We start from the raw sequence: 15,938 nt of genomic DNA on the forward strand, positions 1-15,938 counted from the left end.
CGCATCCGCAGCGAGAAGGGCCTCCGCTGGGGCGGACGCCCCCTCGCACCCGCAGCCTGAGCAACCCGGCGAACCTATCCGGTCACAGCACTAGGTCTGGACGGCGGGCAACCGGCTCACCGGGCGGCGGCTGCCTCGTAGTCGGGAAGGACGAGCGCGGTGTGGGCGGCACGCGGCTCGTCGGCCGGGAGCTCGGAGAGCGAGCGCAGCGCAGCGTTGCGTTGCCGCAGCGTCTCCTCGGTGTTGGGGAAGAGCGCCGCGTTCCCCTCGGAGACCAGGTCCTGATTGAGCGTCACGTACGGTCGTGCCGTGCGCTCGTAGGCGGCGTACGCCTCGGCGTGATCGGCGTGCGCGGCCAGCTCCCCGGCCAGCACGTAGGCACCCACCAGGGCGAGGCTGGTGCCCTGGCCGGTCAGGAAGGACGGTGCGTGGGCGGCGTCGCCGACCAGTGCGACCCGTCCCCGGGACCAGCGCGGTGTCCGTATCTGGCTGACCACGTCGAAGAACAGGTCGTCCGCATCCTGCATCGCGGCGACCATCCGCGGCACCTCCCAGCCGTCGCCCCGGAAGGTCTCGGCCACCAGGTCGCGCTGCGCCTGCGGGTCGCGGAAGGCGTCGAGGGGCGGGTCGGTGCGCGCGAAGCTGAGGATGCCGTGCACCTGCTCCCCGGCGCCGACGGCGTACAGGGCGGCAGCCCGCCCCGGCACGTTCCACAGCACGGCCTCCTGCGTCAGTCCGAGGTGGTTGGGCATGGTGAAGCCGGCGAAGCAGTAGCCGAGGTAGCGGTGATACTGCTCCTCGGTGCCGAGCACCAGTCGGCGGGTGTTGGAGTGCAGGCCGTCGGCGCCGACGACCAGGTCGAAGGTGCGCCGGGTGCCGCTGCGGAAGGTGACGTCGACTGCTTCGGGGCGGTCGTCGAGTGCGGTGACGGAGTCGCCGAAGAGGAACTCGACGTCCTCGCAGACCGCGGCGTAGAGGATCCTGGTGAGATCTCCGCGGGGCACTTCGAGGTCGCTCCCGGTTCCGCCGCTGACGGCCTCGGGCCGCAGCGCGGCGATGGTGCCGCCGTCGGCGTTGAGGAAAGTGAGGCGACGGGTGTCGATGTGGGCCTGCTGCAGCTGGGGCAGGAGATCCATGCGCCGCACCACTTCGAGGGCGGTGCCGCGGATGTCGATGGGGTAGCCGCCGCCGCGCACGGTGTCGGCCTTCTCCACGACGGTGACTTCGAAGCCGTAGCGGTGCAGCCAGTAGGCGAGCGCGGGTCCGGCGAGGCTGGCGCCGGAGACGAGGACGGAGCGGCCGCGGTGGGCGGCTGAGGTGGTGCGGAGGGTCGCAGTCATAGTCGACTCCATGTATGTAACTTAGGTATCCTTTTTTCGGGTGCGGTGCGCCGCTGTCCGCGGCGGCACCCAGCAAAACCATATACCTAACTTTGGTATTTATCGAGGATGGCGTGGCGTGAACCACACACCGGACGACAGCAATGACAGCGCCGAGCGCGGGAGCAGCAACGAACTCAACCTGATGGCCCTCCTACCGCGACTCGCCCAGCTCAGTACCGCGTTGAACCGCGGAGGGCTGGTCGAGCACGCCATGGAGCAGGCGGGATCCGGCCTCGACCGGCCGGCGATGACCGTCCTGATGCAACTGCGCGTGGTCGGCAAACCACTGCGCGTCGGCGAGATCGCGCAGCGCATGCAGGTGGTCGGGCCGCACGTCACCCGACAGGTCAACGAACTGGAGCGGCGCCGGCTGGCGCGCCGCGTCATCGACCCGGACGATCAGCGGGCTCGCCTGATCGAGCCCACCCCCGAGGGCGCCGCGGTCGCCGAGCGCTATCTGAGAGCGCTCTTCGGGTCCTTCAACGACGCGCTCGCCGACTGGTCCGCTGAGGATCGCCGCACCCTCAGTCGGCTCCTCGGCCGCTTCGCCGACGACCTCGCCGCCCACCTGGCGACCCTCGATCCGCACGGCCGCACGCCGGCAACCGGCTGAGCGGCGGGCATCAACGGTCACCCCGCGGCTGCGGCCGGGCCCCTGCCAAAGCGGGGCACGTCATCGACGGTCGTGTCCAGATCGGACCCCGACCGCGAGGCAAAACTGGACCGGATCGAGGAGGTCCTGGACCGCTTTCCGGACCGGGTCTTCGCGTTCGACGAGTTCGGCCCGCTCGGCATCCGCCCCACCGGCGCTGCGGGCTGGGCCCTCGCCAGTCACCCCGAGCGGCACCCGGCGACCTACCACCGCACGCATGGCGTCGGGTACTTCCACGGCTGCTATTCGGTCGGTGACGACACGCTCTGGGGCGTCAACCGCCGGAAGAAGGGCGCCGCGACCACGCTGGCCGCGCTCAGGTCGGTCCGGGCCGCCCGGCCGGACGGCGCCGCCATCTACGTCATCCTGGACAACCTGTCCGCCCACAAGGGCGAGACGATCCGCCGCTGGGCGAGGAAGAACCGCGTCGAACTGTGCTTCACGCCGACATACGCGTCCTGAGCCAACCCGATCGAGGCGCACTTCGGGCCGCTGCGGCAGTTCACCGTCGCCAACTCCAACCACCGCAACCACACCGTGCAGACCCGGGCCCTGCACGCCTGTCTGCGCTGGCGCACCGCGAATGCCCGTCACCCCGGCGTGCTGGCAGCCCAGCGCCGCGAGCGCGCTCGCATCCGCAGCGAGAAGGGCATCCGTTGGGGCGGACGTCCCCTCGCCGATACCGCTTGACCAGCCTGGCGACCTTGCCCGGCCGGGTCCTAGCAGTAGCCGTCCACCCTGGCGCCGGCTGGAGCGAGGTTGGCCCAGGGATGTCCCGCCCTGTCGGAGGCAGCGGACCGTAGGAGGTCAAGAATCGTGCACCCCGGGTAGCCCCGAAAACTCGCGTAGGTGCCCCGGTGGTAGCAGCTCCAGTAGCTCACGACCCGGCGTTGAGTGCGCGCGAAGAAAGCAGGGTTGTCCACGATGAACTGCCCGTAAGCGAGGTGGCCGCAGGTGCCGGGCGCGGCGAGATCACGGAGCTCATCGCAGATGACGACCAGGATCTCCAAGACGTACTCGCCAACCAGCTGCACCACGAAGGGGACGACCCATGGGTCGGTGGAACCAACGGCCTTCTCCAGGTGGCGCTGCCTGACCATGCCGTCGCAGTGCCTTGAGTACAGGCAGTGCAGAAGCTGTTGTTGGCGCGACGAAAGCGACGCCACCATGTCAGTTGGCGGCTCGTCGTTGTAGAGGCGCCCGGGGATCAGAACCTGCTGGCCCTCCACAACGACCGAGAACGAGGCATGCGGCTGGAGCCGAGAATCAGGCATCACCGCCAGGACTGCCTCGGCATCGCCTGCAAGCTCGGCTGGGAACGCCGTGATCAACGGATTGCTGCGGTCGGAAAGCGGTTGCACGAGTCGAGCATAGGCGGATGCCTCGGCCAGGTGGCTGGCATTAACGGCCCCACACCCGCCCAACCCGGCGAAGGTATGCGGTCAGAGCACTAGGGATCCGTCAGTGGTTCACGGAACCGGCTGCCGAGCGTAAGCGGCTGGCCCTCTCCGCAGCGGATCACTCTCGGATCTGTCAGAAAGCTCTCTACGACAAGATCGTGTACGAGCCGAGGACGGACGGCTTCCCGAGGAGCGACTGGTTCTAAGACCAGCGTGGCCCCGGCGGTGAGCCGTTGAACAGCCCTGAAGGCTCATGAGTCGTCTCGACCGACGAGTGCATGCTCAGGGCCCACCTGATGGGCCTCCCTCAACCGGAGGCCCGACGCAGGTCGGGCCCGAAGGCATCCAGGTCGACGTGGTCGAAGGGCCGGCGCTGGGCGGGAGTCGGCGCGGTTGCCGGAGGGCGGGGTCGGAAGGGTGTGCGGTGAACTCGGGTCACCGGTGTGCTGGGTCGTGCTCGATTGGGTTCGGTGTGGTGCGTCACCGGTGAGTGCGTGCCGGTTGGTGGTGAGTGGAGTGGTGACTCACCGGTGCGTGGGGGCCGGTGACTGGTGACCGGAGTGGTGTGTCACCGGGGTGTTGGAGGAAGGACCGCAGAGCGATGACATTCGCTGCGGGGCCGGCGCCGCTTCCCGCCTGGCGGGCACTCGGGAAGAAAGTTCGCCCGCTGGTCCCGCCTGGCGGGCCGGATTGCCGACAGCCCTGTTGCTGCAGGGCACGGCGGTGTGGCGTGGTCTGCATGACGATGGACGCGATGCTCGTGAGGGCCGGTCAGATGCAGCGCTACTACACGCGCGAGACAGTTGTCGGTGACGGCCGACGCCCGGCCCGGATGCCGCTGAAGAAGGCCCAAGAGCAGGCCGGTGTCCCTGCCACTCGCTGGATGGGCCGCGGGCTCGGCGCGCTCGGGCTGGTGGCGGGGGAGGAGGTCGCCGAGGAGCAGCTTCGCCAGCTCTTCGGTGAGGGAGGCCAGCACCCGGACGCAGAGCGGCTCGTGGCTGAACGGCTTGCCGCCGGCGACTCCCCGAAGGTGGCGCGGCGGGCCGGGGCGCTGGGGCGGCGGTTGAAGGTCGTCGGCTTCGACTTCGTCTTCCGGCCGCAGCCGACGACCTACCTCCTGTGGGCGTTGGGGGATGAGACGAGCCGGCTGGTGATCGAGGCCGCGCATGGGCGCGCGATCGAGCGGGTGCTGGAGTGGATCGAGGACCACGTCGCGGTGATCCGGTTCGGCAAGGACGGCGTCTACCGTGTGCGGCCGCCCGGCGGTCTGGTCGCCGCCCGCCTCCGCCACGAATCACGGGCCGGGATGCCCTTGCTGCATGATCATGTTTTGTTGTCGGTGAAGGGGCAGCGCTTGGATGGGAAGTGGGGATCGGTCCACTCCGAAGTCCTCTTCGAGAACACCGTCGCCGCCGCCCTCTGCAGCGAGACCGTGGCCGTCGAGGTCTGCGAGAGACTCGGCCTGGCCACCGAGCCGCGCACCGTCACTGCCGGGCGCCCGCCAGTGATGCAGCTCGCGGGGATCCCGCACGAGCAGGCAAGCCCCGCACCGGCTGGGCAAGCCGAAGTGGGCTCCTTGAGGGGGCACTTCGGGACCCCCTTCGGTACCCACTAGGGTGCCCGACCCGCGTGAGGGTGGAAAACATGCAGGTCAGCGCCCAGATCAGGGTGAAATCCGCGCCGTCACACCCCTCTTCTCCCCTCTTGTTGTCTGTATGGGAGGAGATCATCGGGTTCCAGGGGGCCCGGTGCTCTCGATGACTGGTCACGTTTGCATTGTGGCTGGCTGGTGCGGTTGGTGGCGTAGTGCGAAGGGGTGGTGCTGATGGCTGGCAGGCGGTTGACGAATCCGGCGGGTTCCTCGAACGATCTGCGCGGGGATGTGCTGCGGGTGCTGGGGGTTTTGAAGGTGGCCACGGCCGATCAGATCCAGCGGATCGCTTCGCCGCATCTGACCTACCGGCACACGACGAAGGCGACGGCCTCGGAGCGGAAGACCGCCCGTACCGCTGCGCATGCGGGTGCGCTCTCCGATCTGCGCAAGCACGGTCTCGCGGAGAACGGTGGCACCACCCGGGCGGGGGAGTCGCTGCGGAACTTGACCACCAAGGGCCTGGAAGCTGCCTCCTACGAGCTGGGCCGCCCCCAGTCGGAGATGGGCTCCACCGCTCGCGGCGCGGGCTCCAGCGGGGCCACTCACCCCATGGCCGTCAACGAGACCGTCATCGCGATGCTGCGCCCGAAGCCCGACCTGCGGCTGCTCACTGCGGAGCCAGCTGAGGTGAAGGCGGCGGCCCAGGCCGCCGTCGACGGCCCGGCCGGTGTCGGCACGATCGCCTCGTACGCGACGGAGGTCCCGCTGCCGGCCACCGGCACGTGGGGTGCGCCGGGCAAGGGCGGCGCCCAGGCCGACATCGTGCTCACCGCCCCGCAGGACGGGATCCCGCTGTTGTTCATCGAGGTCGACAACTGCCACGAGACCGCCGAGGAGATTGCGGCGAAGCTGTTGAAGTACTCCAGGTTCTTCAAGCGGCAGATCAAGGACACCGACGGCAAGGACAAGCCGATGTGGCGCACCCGCTGGATGGCCCGCGTCGCCGAGTACGGGGAGACCCCGTACCCGCCCGTGCTCCTGGTCTTCAACCACGTCGGCGCCCGCGACCCCAACCGCACCGTCCCGCGGCTGCAGGAGCTGACCCGGCCGCTGTGGGCGGGGGAGCCGGCCGACGGGTTCAGCAGCTACGACCGGAAGATCCCGATCATCGCGACCGGCCTGCGCAACCTGCGCGAGCACGGACCCAACGGCCCGGTCTTCCTCCGCTTCGGCCGCACCCACATGCAGCCGCTGCGCGACGCGATCGGCAACCCCCGCCGGGACGCCGCCCTCGCCCGCCAAGCGGAGCGGATGAAGGCACAACAGGCGGAGTACAAGGAGCAGCTGCGCCGCGCGGCCGAGCAGAAGAGGGCCGAGCACGAGGCCGCCCGCCCCGTCTGCGCCGGCTGCGGGAAGAAGTTCGACAACGACCGATGGGAGAACACCCAGCTGTCCCCGGGGCCGGGTCACCGGTGGCACCCGACGCTGTGCAAGCCGTGCGAGGCCAAGACAGTCGCGGCAGCGGACCAAGCCGAGCGTGACCGCCTGGAGGCGGAGGCGGCAGAGACCGCCGAGAAAGCCCGCGGCTGGCGCTCCCGCTTCCGCCCCGGGCAAGCCTCCTGATCGGGCTGGGCAAGCTGACAGTGTGGGCAAGCCTTAGTCGACCCTGGGCAAGCCCATGCTGCGGAGGCTCAAGGCGGAGTGCCAGGCCCGTTCTGGGGGTGGCTGAGGAGCGGGCCTGGTCCGGCTGCGCAGCGGCCTGGGACTGCTTGGGAGAGGTAGCCGCGCTCGCGGGCTGCTTTGATCCAGTCCTTGATGGTCGGTTCGGGGCGGTCGAAGAGGTGGGCCAGGCGCCGGTGGAGGCCGGGACCGTTTACGGCTTCACGGAGATAGGCGTGGGCCACACGGTGAAGGAGTTCTTCCTCGAGCGGAGGCCGCCCTCGCTGCGCGGGCTGTGCGAGTGCGCTGGCGTTCTCCAGAGCCTGTACGGACGCCGGGGCGAGCTCTGGTCCGGAGCCGTCCTGAAGTCGCCCGAGCCCCAGGGTGGTCACCCCCTCGTCTTTCCAGGACTGGTCGGCCAGTTCGGCCTGGGCGCGGGCGACGATCTGGCCCAGTGGGATGCGCCGCAGGACATCACTCGTGATCGGTGCGGACACAGCCGCTGGCGCATCGTCCTCGGAGGGCCCCACGAAGTCCCCGAAGTCGTCCCAGTATCCCCAGTCCGGGCGCCAGAGCTCGAGTTCGATCACGCCGAGGCCGGCTCCCTGGTTCGCCAGGATGCCGTGCACGGTCACCGGCAGATCGGGCGCCTTGTAGACGAAGTCGGCGACGTAGCCGGGCCCACGCCGTCGCTCCTTGACGAACAGAGTGAGCGAGGGGCCTGGCTCAGCGTTCTCGGGAATCACCGACAGGTCGGGGTGGGCGTCCCAGGGTTCCATCACGGTGGCGATGAGCGACTGTTTCCACAGGTCCAGCTCCTGAGTGCTGCGTGAGCAGTCGTAGGAGTGGTCACGGACACGCGGGTGGTCCGACCTGAGACGGAGCTCGTCCTCGGGAGCCTCGGGGTTGACGTAGTCATCGGCAGTGAACTCGGGCTGCGGCATGCGTTCCAGGCTAAAGACCACCGGTTCGCAAGGTGGAGGGAAAAGGCGGGTGAGAAGCCTCGCGAGACAAGTCACCCGCTCACCGTCCGGACCCGAGCCGACCATACGACCGCAGGGCACCTCGTTATCAGTGACGGTTGGAGGTCTGCGGCGCATGGACAGGGATGAGGAGCTGCTGCGAGGCCGGGTTTACGATGCGGACGACGACCCGGACCCGGGCCCACGGCCCGGCCGCACCTACGCCGAGCTCGTCGGCGACCTGCTCGACGGGCTGCTGCTCGACGTCACCGACGGCGGACGAGATCCAGACCGATGTCGCACTGACGACCAAGCTCGGCCGGCCCGGCGCCAGCGTCCGCGCCCTGTACAACGCACGCCCTGGCGAGCGGAACCGTTGGGACTGGTCCGACACACACTCTGACCGGGGCCGATCTGGCCGACGGCGACCCCGCGCTCTGGCTCGCGAGCGGTCGGTGCAAATCGATGCCGCTCGTCCTGGTTGGCCTGACACCATCAGGTAAGGCTTCAATCAGGCGAGGAACGATGGCCAACTTTCAATTCGGCTCGAACAGTTACAACGTCAACATCCGGGCGCAGCAGCACGTCAACTTCTACCGGGGGTGGGACGTGCACCGGCTTGCCCTCACCTTCGAGGTGCATCCCCATGGCGACTACGCCGAGGACGCGCCGTTCTTCGTCTCGGGCACGCTGTGGACGCACGACATGCCCACCCCCGCAAGCTGGGTCGGGGTACTCCATGCCACGTCGGGACCGATCGGGCTGAAGTCGTTCGGGACGATGCTCACGCTCGAGACGACCGTGACGGACCAGCAACTGCGCGGTCTGGAGAAGATGCGGGCGGGAGCCGACCTGACGCTGCGCGCCGACCTCACCCTGACCGCCCTGACGGAGACGAAGAGCTGGCCTGTCGCCTCCGACCAGGAGGTCATACGCATCCCGCATGCGACGTGGAGCAACGCGATCACTCAGCTCGACGCCGGCGCCTTCGTAGATGTCCTCGTTCCGCTCACTGAGGTCGAGGCTCGCGCGACTGCGGCCCGTCGCATCCGTGAGGCGAAGACCGCGATCAGGGACGGTCGGTACGAGCACGCCGTCTCTCTCGCACGCGCGGCCCTCGATCCAGTACGCGAGGCATGCAACACCCAGAATGTGTACAACCAGGCCCAGAAGAAGAACGCCAAGGACCGCGACCAGGCGGAGCGCTGGGCGATGCTCACCCAGAGCGCCTTCGCACTCTTCAGCGGCGCCCCGCACGACGATGCGGGCACAACCGAGCACTTCGCGTGGACACGGGCCGACGCCGTCGCGGCTGTCGCCACCGCCGCCGGCCTGCTCGCCCGGCTGGAAGACCTGCCGTAACGGATTCGGCTGACCGTGGGTCCGCACAAGCTCTGCGCGGACCCACGGCGGTGATGGACGGGGCTACGCCCACCGCATTCCGACCTTGGACAGCTGCTCGACCCGCTCCGTTGACAGCGTCGCGATGCGGCGGCGCTGGTTGTCGACCCACGTCCCGAGTTTCAGCGGTACGTCCTGCTGCGCCTGGCCGTCGCTGTCGAGGGTGATCGTTTCGATGTGCTTGCGTGGGACGGTGAGGTGGCCCTCGCGGTCGAAGTACTGGGTGGCGGCGGTGAGGTGCATGGCCCACTTGTCCGCTTGGCTGGTGCGGGGCTTGGGCTTCTCGTCCTCGTCGGCGGGTTCGATGCCGAGGACCTGTTCGCACATCCACTGCTGCACGGTGGTGAGCTGGTCCCACCCGTGCCGGACGGAGGTGACCCACCGTCCGAGGTCCTCGCCTTGGCGCACGACCTCGCCCGCCGTGGTGGGCAGTGCCTGGCCGGTGTCGAGGTGCTGGCGGACGAGGTGGAAGCAGCGCTGCCAGGTCACCGGCCACACCGGGCACCAGGAGGGGTCGATCTCCTCCAGTTGCTCGCGCCGGGACCGTGTCATCGCCCCGGCCGACGACTCCACCGGCAGGCCGTCGGCCCGCCGCTGCTCGATCTCCTGTGCCTTCCGGGCGGCGGCCCGCGCGTTCTTCAGCCAGATGCCCACCGCCGCGCCCTGGTAGGCGGCGTCGAGCGGTGCCAGGAGGTGGCCGTGTTCGGCGGCCCATCCGCGTGCGGCGGTCAGTCCCTCCTGCCATGCGACGTCGAAGTGGGACCAGACCATGCCGAGCTTCTCAAGCTGCGCGACGCGTTCTTCGTCCATGTTGCCGCGGTTGTAGAAGCGGCGGGCGTCGGCGGTCCACTGCCCGAGCGGGAACCCGGCGAGCGAGGCCGGCCATCCTGCCGCCTCGGCTTCTTCGGCGGCGGGGACGCGGAAGGTGAACGGGACACGCAGGGCGCCGTGCTCGCGGGCGTAGATGACCGCGGCCTCGACCCCGCGCCGCCAGTGCTCGTGTTCCGGGTTGAGGACGCGCAGGTTGATGAATGCGGCGAGCGCGGCCGGTCTCGGGGCACGCTGAACTTCAGCAGGGCCTTGGCAGGGGCGCTGACGCCCTCGGAGCCGTTGCCGCTCTTCCCGCTGTCGTCCTTGCTGACGGGCTTGTAGCGGCTTGGTGCCTGCTGCTCCGCGAGGGTCTCCACGATCCGCGCGTCGTGGGCCCGGAGTGCTTCGAGGAGCTTGGCCAGCCCGCCGTACGCGCGGGACGTGAGCATATTGTCCGGCGTCTCGCCGGGCCCCAGCAGGATCGGCACCACCAGCGAGGCCACCTTCCCCTCACCCGGCTGCATCCGCAGCGCCCGCCCCACGGCCTGGACGAGATCGGGCATGGAACCGCGCACGTCGGCCCAGTACACGGAGTCGCAGTTCTTGGTGTCGACGCCTTCCCCGAGGACCTTCACGGACCCCAGGTAGCCCTTCACCACCACGGTGCCGTCCGTGGCGATCCCCTCGGCGAATTCGGCGAGGACGCGGCGCCGGTGGAGCGGCTTGTGCTCACCGCACAGCCAGTCCGCCCACACGGTGGCCGGGTACAGCTCGCGGTCGCTGGCATGCAGCTGGGCGGTGACGTCCGGAAGGCCGGCCGCGAACGCTTCAGCCTCCTTCACCACGTGGTGGAAGACCAGCGTGCGCCGGAAGCCTTCCTCCGCGGGTGCCTTCACCAGCGCGGTCTGCAGCGCGGCGAGCCGGGCTCCGCGGATCTCGTCCGACCGCCCTCCGCGCCCAGGAGCTGCGCGGCCTGGAGCGCGGTGTCGGTGACATCCACGCAGACGACCTGGTAGGGCGCGCAGATGCCCCGGTCGATGGCCTCGGAGGGGGTCAGGGTGAAGCACCGGCTGCCGAACGGGCCCTCGGGGTCGTCGTCCATGCTGGCGACCAGCTCGCCGGGCGAGCCGGCTTCGTCCTCGTCTCCGAGCTGCCACAGTCGGGGCGTGGCCGTCATGTACAGCCTGCGCCAAGCAGGGATCCGGGTGTTGTCGTGGATGACGGCCCACGGCTTCCCGAGCCGGCCTGAGGTCCGGTGCGCCTCGTCCACCACGATCAGGTCCCAGGCCGCGAGGTCGGCGGCGTGTGCCCGTTCCAGGGTGCCCAAACCCAGGGAGGCGTACGTGGCGTAGACGGTGACCTTGGCCAGGCCCCGGGTCCACTCCACCAGCTCGTTCACGTCGGTGGTGTTGGGGAAGGACACCTCCTTGCCCCGGAGCGACGACACTCCGATCATCGGTCCCCGGCGGCCGCCCTCGCGCCATGCGGACTCGGTCTGGGCGAGCAGGTCCAGCGAGGGTACGAGCACCAGCACCCGGCCCGCGTGGAGTTTCTCCGCGCTGCGGACCGCGACCTGGGTCTTTCCGGATCCGGTCGCCATGATCACCTGGGTGCGTAGCCCGCGCTCCGGGATGGTGCCTGCTGGAGGTACGCCGAGCGCTCGCGCGACAGCGTCGACGGCTTCTCGCTGGTGGGGATACAGGTATTCCTTCACGCTCGGCTTCCTTCGATTCCTCGCAGGGCGCGCGCTGGTTCCTGCGCGGCAGCGGTCTTGCGGCGTCGCCGGTGTTCGCGTTGGGCTTGGGCGCGGGCACATTCGCGGGTGCAGTACTTGATGCCGCTGGTGCGGTTTTGCCCGTATGTGGGGTGGCGGCGAACCGGTCGACGGTGAGGGGACGGCCGACGGCGCAGGGGCGGATCGGCGGGATCACCGCGCCGCTCGGCGCGGTCGTGGTCGACGCGGGCGCGCTCGCCGAGACGCTTGCCGCGGAGATCGAGCGGTTCCGGGATGAGACCGGCGATGGCTTCGAGTCGGATGACCTCGCCTGGGAGCTGCCGCTCGATGACGTGCCGGGGAGCGCCGGCCTGCTGATCGTCGCGGACCTTGCCTCGCCGCATCGAATGGCCGGAGTACCGGCGCAGGCCTCGCCGAAGGGCCCGCCGGGCGAGCCGTCGACGGGCCCGGACCGCCTCCCCGCCCTGTTGGGTGAAGACCACGGCCGCCAGCTCCGCCCCCTCGGCCGTGGTCGACAACACCGCGCGCTCGCCCAGCTCGAGCGGCTGAGTGAGCCCGGCGGCCCGGGCGGAGTCCGCGATCAGGTTATGGATGGCACGGTCCCCGTGCCCGCCCGCGAGGGAGGGATCGGCGGGCCGGTGAAGCGGATGCTGGGGTTCTTGACGTCGTGGACGATCCGGAAGGACTCCCGGCACCGGCCCTGCGCTTTGAAGTGGGGTTTGCCCATCATGGCGCCGGCCCGGCGTCCCGTGCGGGAGTTCATGTGGTTCTGCCAGGCGACCGCGGCGTCTTCGAAGACCCGGTACATCGACGCCGCCGTTGCGCAGCTGCGCGCCGAGGGCCACGAGATCTGCGACGGGGACATCGCACGGCTGTCCCCACTGAAGCACCGCAATCTCAACGTGCTGGGCCGCTACAGCTTCACCGCGTCCCTCCCGGCCGGCGGCAGCCTGCGGCCGTTGCGTGACCCAGACGCGGCCGGTCTCGATGACGACGAGGACGGCGCGGAGGACTGTCAATACGCCTGAGAGCCACAGCCACATCCTCGCCGAATGCCATGAACGGCTCAGGCGCTACTCAGGCCAGCTCACAGCGGTCAGTCCAAGGTGAGCCTCGTCCTTCCGGGTGATGTCAGGGCCTTAAATCGGGACAGGCACAGCCTTCGGCGTGGGCATCGCTCTAGCGTGCGGCTATGCAGAGCACGCTGGCCAAGATCCCAGGTGCGGGGCCACGATCGACGACGGAGGCGTTGTTGGCAGCTCTGACCCGGATTCCGTTGGACGGCGGAGGTTGCATTCGGGTCGAGCAGCAGGCCGAGTGGGACGGGCCGGTGAGGGCTGGCCGTATCGGTGACGCCGTACGCGAATTGCCGGTGACTCTGGAAGGGGCCCTGGAACCGGTCACGGAGGCTGTCCGTGCCACCCTCGGCCAGCTACGCAGGGCCAGCCCCGACCAGATCACTGTCGAGTTCGGCGTCGACCTGGCGGTCGAGGCGGGGGCTGTGATCACCAAGAGCCAGGCCGGCCGTCACCTGAAGGTAACCGTTTCCTGGCAGGGTGACGGCGCCGGTCACCCTTGCGCAGGCACGGGTACGGACTGATCCCGGTGACTGGCACGGAGAAGGAATCGGCGGACGGCACTGCACCAGACCTGCTCGCCGCCATGGTCCAGGTGCTCCGGCCGGATGGAGCGGTGGTCGGGGCTGGGTTCCTCGTGTCAGACAGGGTCGTGGCCACCTGCGCGCACGTCGTCGAAGCGGCCGGAGGCGGGCCGGGGGCTGCGGTACAGGTGGCCTTCCCTCATGTGAGGGGTGTGGGTCAGGTGGAGGGCCAGGTCCCGGGCGAGCTGTGGCGAGCCACCCAGGACGAGGACGTGGCCTTCATCCGTCTGAGCAGCATGCCGGCTGGGGCGCGGGTGCTGCCGTTGGGCTCTGCGGAGGGGTGCCGGGGTCATCAGGTGCGCTCGTTCGGATTCCCCGCGCAGGCCCCGCCGGAAGGACACTTCGGCTTCGGCGTGGCCGGCGATCTGCTGCCCGGCTCGGGGAACCGGAGTGCGCACCTGCAGCTCACCGCGGCCAACGATCTCACCACCGGGTTCAGCGGCGGGCCCGTGCTCGACGAGGTGACCGGCCTGGTCATCGGCATGCTCACCGAGATCGCCGCGCCCGACGAGTTCGGCAAGGGGCAGGGCGTCGCCTATGTCACTCCAACACAGGTATTGCGGGGGATCCTGCCCGAGCTGGTGGAGCGGGAAGTATGCCCGTACCGGGGACTGGAGCCGTTCACCGCGGAGCACGCCCGGTGGTTCCAGGGCCGGCAGGAGGCGGTACGGCAGGTCGTGACGAACCTGGCACAGCAGCGGCGGCTGACGTTGCTCCTGGGGCCGTCGGGGTCGGGCAAGTCGTCGCTGATCCAAGCAGGGGTACTGCGGGAGCTGACGGAGGGGGAGCTGCCGGGGAGTGATCGGTGGCTGGTGCTGATCGCACGGCCGAGGCAGGACCTGGCGGCAGAGATCGAACGTGCAGGACTGCCGGGAGCCATCACCACGGGCATCGCCGGGGCGGTCACCCGTCGGCTGGCAGCCGAGCCCGACCACCAGCGCATCCTGCTGATCATCGACCAGTTCGAAGAGCTCTTCATCCAGACGGCCGACGGCCACCGGCGGAACCAACAGTCCGTCGCGGACCAGATCGCCGCAGCGGTCGACTCACATGCCGCACTCAGCGTGATCCTGGTCATGCGGGACGACTTCTATCCCCAGCTGGCCGCCTTGGCACCAGGGTTGCTGAAAGCAGCGGCCTCGGGTCTCCTCAATGTTCCGGGCACCTTGAACCAGCGGGACCTGAACGACATCATCACCCTCCCCGCCCGGGACGTGGGTCTCCATTTCCAACCAGGACTGCCCGAGCGGATCGTCTCCGACGTCCTGGCCACCAATCCCGAGGAAGCGCCCACCCAACAGGCACCCGTGACAGTGCTCCCCCTGCTGGAGCTGACCCTCAGCCAGCTGTGGGTCCGGCGCCAGAACGGCCACCTCACCCATGAGGCCTACCGCCGCATCGGCGCGGTCAGCGGGAGCCTGACCACCTGGTGCGACAGCGCCCTCAACGCACTACCGCCCGATCAGCAGCTCATCGCGCGACGCATGCTGACCTCACTGGTGAGACCCGCCGACCGCAGACGCCGTGTCCCCGCCGTCCGTGCCCAAGTCCCCCTCAACGAACTGCGCGACTTGGCAGCGGGCCCCGACGGTGCACCCGACGGCGACGGCGACGGCGACGGCGACGGCGACGTCGACACCGTCCTGGCCGCCCTCGCCCGTCACCGCATCATCACTACCCAGACGCTCCGCGACCCCCAACACCCCGATGCTCCTCCCGGGGAGCCGGTAGCCGAACTGATCCATGATGCGCTCATCCGTGACTGGGGAACACTGAGCGAGTGGGTCAGGGAGGATCACCGTTTCCACGACTGGCTCGACCGGACCCGTGAACGGCATGCCAGCTACGCCGAGAAGGGCGATCCAGGAGACCTGCTCGGGGGAACAGCGCTCGCGGAAGGGCTGGAATGGGCGCGGCAACGCCGACTGCCGGGCGAAATCTCAGCCTTCATCATGGCCAGCAAGCAGCGACAACAGGCGGCTATCCGACGTACCAGGCGCCTCAACACAACTCTTGCGACGCTCGTGGTCGTCATGCTCCTGGCACTCCTCGCCGTAGGAGGCGCCGTGTGGCAGTGGCAGACGGCAACCGTCCAGCGCCAAGCAGCACAATCCCGGCAATTTGCCATCCAGTCTGACACTCTCATCGATGCCAACCCTGCACTCGCCTCGCTGCTGGCCATCGAGGCATATCGAACCAGCAGCACTGCAGAGTCCATCGCAAGCCTGCAAACCGCTGCAGGTCCCGCACAGCGCCGCCCTTTGACCGGGCACTCCGACGCAGTGAATTCGGTGACGTTCAGCCCCAATGGACAGACCTGCGCCACCGCCAGCAGCGACCGCACCGTTCGACTGTGGGACGTGGCCACAGGCAAGACCCGCGTCGTCCTGCCCAAACAACCAGGTGCAGTGCTGTCCGTGGCCTTCAGCCCCGATGGACAGACCCTCGCCACCGCAGGCAAAGACGGCACCGTAGGACTGTGGGACGTGGACCCAGTCAAGTCCCGCGTTGTCCTACCTAAGCAAGCAGCCGCCGTGTGGTCCGTGGCCTTCAGCCCTGACGGACAGACCCTCGCCACCGCAAGCGAGGACGGCACCGTAGGACTGTGGGACGTGGACCCAGTCAAGTCCCGCGTTGTCCTACCTAAGCAAGCAGCCGCCGTGTGGTCCGTGGCCTTCAGCCC

General features: G+C 69.3%; 11 protein-coding genes and 5 pseudogenes. 9 read left to right on the plus strand and 7 right to left on the minus strand.

The window, feature by feature from the left end; all coding sequences use genetic code 11:
• Positions 1 to 116: 116 nt before the first annotated feature.
• On the minus strand, positions 117 to 1,340 hold the full coding sequence (locus ABTY04_RS37085) for an FAD-dependent monooxygenase (protein WP_352217840.1): 1,224 nt from the start codon (positions 1,338 to 1,340) through the stop codon (positions 117 to 119).
• 118 nt (positions 1,341 to 1,458) lie between these two features.
• Here ABTY04_RS37085 and ABTY04_RS37090 point away from each other — a divergent pair, with 118 nt between their 5' ends.
• Positions 1,459 to 1,995 (plus strand): MarR family winged helix-turn-helix transcriptional regulator, encoded by a 537-nt coding sequence (locus ABTY04_RS37090; RefSeq protein WP_352217841.1) that lies wholly within the window; start codon positions 1,459 to 1,461, stop codon positions 1,993 to 1,995.
• Positions 1,996 to 2,079: 84 nt separating this feature from the next.
• Positions 2,080 to 2,724 (plus strand): annotated as a pseudogene (locus ABTY04_RS37095) (transposase); the annotation flags it as partial.
• Between the two features lie 29 nt (positions 2,725 to 2,753).
• Here ABTY04_RS37095 and ABTY04_RS37100 read toward each other — a convergent pair.
• Positions 2,754 to 3,395 (minus strand): hypothetical protein, encoded by a 642-nt coding sequence (locus ABTY04_RS37100; RefSeq protein WP_352217842.1) that lies wholly within the window; start codon positions 3,393 to 3,395, stop codon positions 2,754 to 2,756.
• Positions 3,396 to 4,173: 778 nt separating this feature from the next.
• On the opposite strand from ABTY04_RS37100, the gene mobF reads away from it, so the two are divergent.
• Complete coding sequence (mobF, locus tag ABTY04_RS37105; RefSeq protein WP_352217843.1) at positions 4,174 to 5,049, plus strand: MobF family relaxase; 876 nt, start codon at positions 4,174 to 4,176, stop codon at positions 5,047 to 5,049.
• A 210-nt stretch (positions 5,050 to 5,259) separates the two neighbouring features.
• Positions 5,260 to 6,651: a replication-relaxation family protein gene (locus ABTY04_RS37110; RefSeq protein ID WP_352217844.1), complete on the plus strand. Its 1,392-nt coding sequence runs from the start codon at positions 5,260 to 5,262 to the stop codon at positions 6,649 to 6,651.
• Positions 6,652 to 6,719: 68 nt separating this feature from the next.
• Here ABTY04_RS37110 and ABTY04_RS37115 read toward each other — a convergent pair whose 3' ends face one another.
• On the minus strand, positions 6,720 to 7,631 hold the full coding sequence (locus ABTY04_RS37115) for a hypothetical protein (RefSeq protein WP_352217845.1): 912 nt from the start codon (positions 7,629 to 7,631) through the stop codon (positions 6,720 to 6,722).
• A 154-nt stretch (positions 7,632 to 7,785) separates the two neighbouring features.
• Here ABTY04_RS37115 and ABTY04_RS37120 point away from each other — a divergent pair.
• Both ABTY04_RS37120 and ABTY04_RS37125 read left to right on the plus strand, forming a co-directional pair.
• Positions 7,786 to 8,038, plus strand: a pseudogene (locus ABTY04_RS37120) (hypothetical protein); the annotation flags it as partial.
• 76 nt (positions 8,039 to 8,114) lie between these two features.
• Positions 8,115 to 9,011 (plus strand): hypothetical protein, encoded by an 897-nt coding sequence (locus tag ABTY04_RS37125; protein ID WP_352217857.1) that lies wholly within the window; start codon positions 8,115 to 8,117, stop codon positions 9,009 to 9,011.
• Positions 9,012 to 9,074: 63 nt separating this feature from the next.
• On the opposite strand, the gene ABTY04_RS41330 is transcribed toward ABTY04_RS37125, so the two are convergent.
• The 4 genes and pseudogenes from ABTY04_RS41330 to ABTY04_RS41345 form a co-directional block, all read right to left on the minus strand.
• On the minus strand, positions 9,075 to 9,860 hold the full coding sequence (locus tag ABTY04_RS41330) for a helicase associated domain-containing protein (RefSeq protein WP_502996796.1): 786 nt from the start codon (positions 9,858 to 9,860) through the stop codon (positions 9,075 to 9,077).
• 9 nt (positions 9,861 to 9,869) lie between these two features.
• A pseudogene (locus ABTY04_RS41335) lies at positions 9,870 to 10,079 on the minus strand (helicase associated domain-containing protein); the annotation flags it as partial.
• A gap of 362 nt (positions 10,080 to 10,441) precedes the next feature.
• Positions 10,442 to 10,756 (minus strand): annotated as a pseudogene (locus ABTY04_RS41340) (helicase); the annotation flags it as partial.
• Complete coding sequence (locus ABTY04_RS41345) at positions 10,753 to 11,574, minus strand: DEAD/DEAH box helicase family protein (RefSeq protein ID WP_502996797.1); 822 nt, start codon at positions 11,572 to 11,574, stop codon at positions 10,753 to 10,755. The pseudogene ABTY04_RS41340 and the gene ABTY04_RS41345, both read right to left, overlap by 4 nt.
• A gap of 818 nt (positions 11,575 to 12,392) precedes the next feature.
• On the opposite strand from ABTY04_RS41345, the pseudogene ABTY04_RS37135 reads away from it, so the two are divergent.
• The 3 genes and pseudogenes from ABTY04_RS37135 to ABTY04_RS37145 form a co-directional block, all read left to right on the plus strand.
• Positions 12,393 to 12,623 (plus strand): annotated as a pseudogene (locus ABTY04_RS37135) (Tn3 family transposase); the annotation flags it as partial.
• Between the two features lie 164 nt (positions 12,624 to 12,787).
• Positions 12,788 to 13,195: a CU044_2847 family protein gene (locus ABTY04_RS37140; protein ID WP_352217846.1), complete on the plus strand. Its 408-nt coding sequence runs from the start codon at positions 12,788 to 12,790 to the stop codon at positions 13,193 to 13,195.
• A gap of 5 nt (positions 13,196 to 13,200) precedes the next feature.
• A partial coding sequence (locus ABTY04_RS37145) for an nSTAND1 domain-containing NTPase (RefSeq protein ID WP_352217847.1) occupies positions 13,201 to 15,938 on the plus strand: 2,738 nt, incomplete at its 3' end.

Origin of the sequence: Streptomyces sp. NPDC097981 (genome assembly GCF_040302565.1) — a bacterium.
Lineage (GTDB): Bacteria > Actinomycetota > Actinomycetes > Streptomycetales > Streptomycetaceae > Streptomyces.

What these genes read in the sequence shown, in the direction of transcription:
- ABTY04_RS37110 (WP_352217844.1), top strand. Translation starts at nt 5,260, where the DNA reads ATGGCTGGCAGGCGGTTGACGAATCCGGCGGGTTCCTCGAACGATCTG.
- mobF (WP_352217843.1), top strand. Translation starts at nt 4,174, where the DNA reads ATGACGATGGACGCGATGCTCGTGAGGGCCGGTCAGATGCAGCGCTAC.
- ABTY04_RS37140 (WP_352217846.1), top strand. Translation starts at nt 12,788, where the DNA reads ATGCAGAGCACGCTGGCCAAGATCCCAGGTGCGGGGCCACGATCGACG.
- ABTY04_RS41330 (WP_502996796.1), bottom strand. Translation starts at nt 9,860, where the DNA reads ATGGACGAAGAACGCGTCGCGCAGCTTGAGAAGCTCGGCATGGTCTGG.
- ABTY04_RS37115 (WP_352217845.1), bottom strand. Translation starts at nt 7,631, where the DNA reads ATGCCGCAGCCCGAGTTCACTGCCGATGACTACGTCAACCCCGAGGCT.
- ABTY04_RS37085 (WP_352217840.1), bottom strand. Translation starts at nt 1,340, where the DNA reads ATGACTGCGACCCTCCGCACCACCTCAGCCGCCCACCGCGGCCGCTCC.
- ABTY04_RS37125 (WP_352217857.1), top strand. Translation starts at nt 8,115, where the DNA reads ATGCCGCTCGTCCTGGTTGGCCTGACACCATCAGGTAAGGCTTCAATC.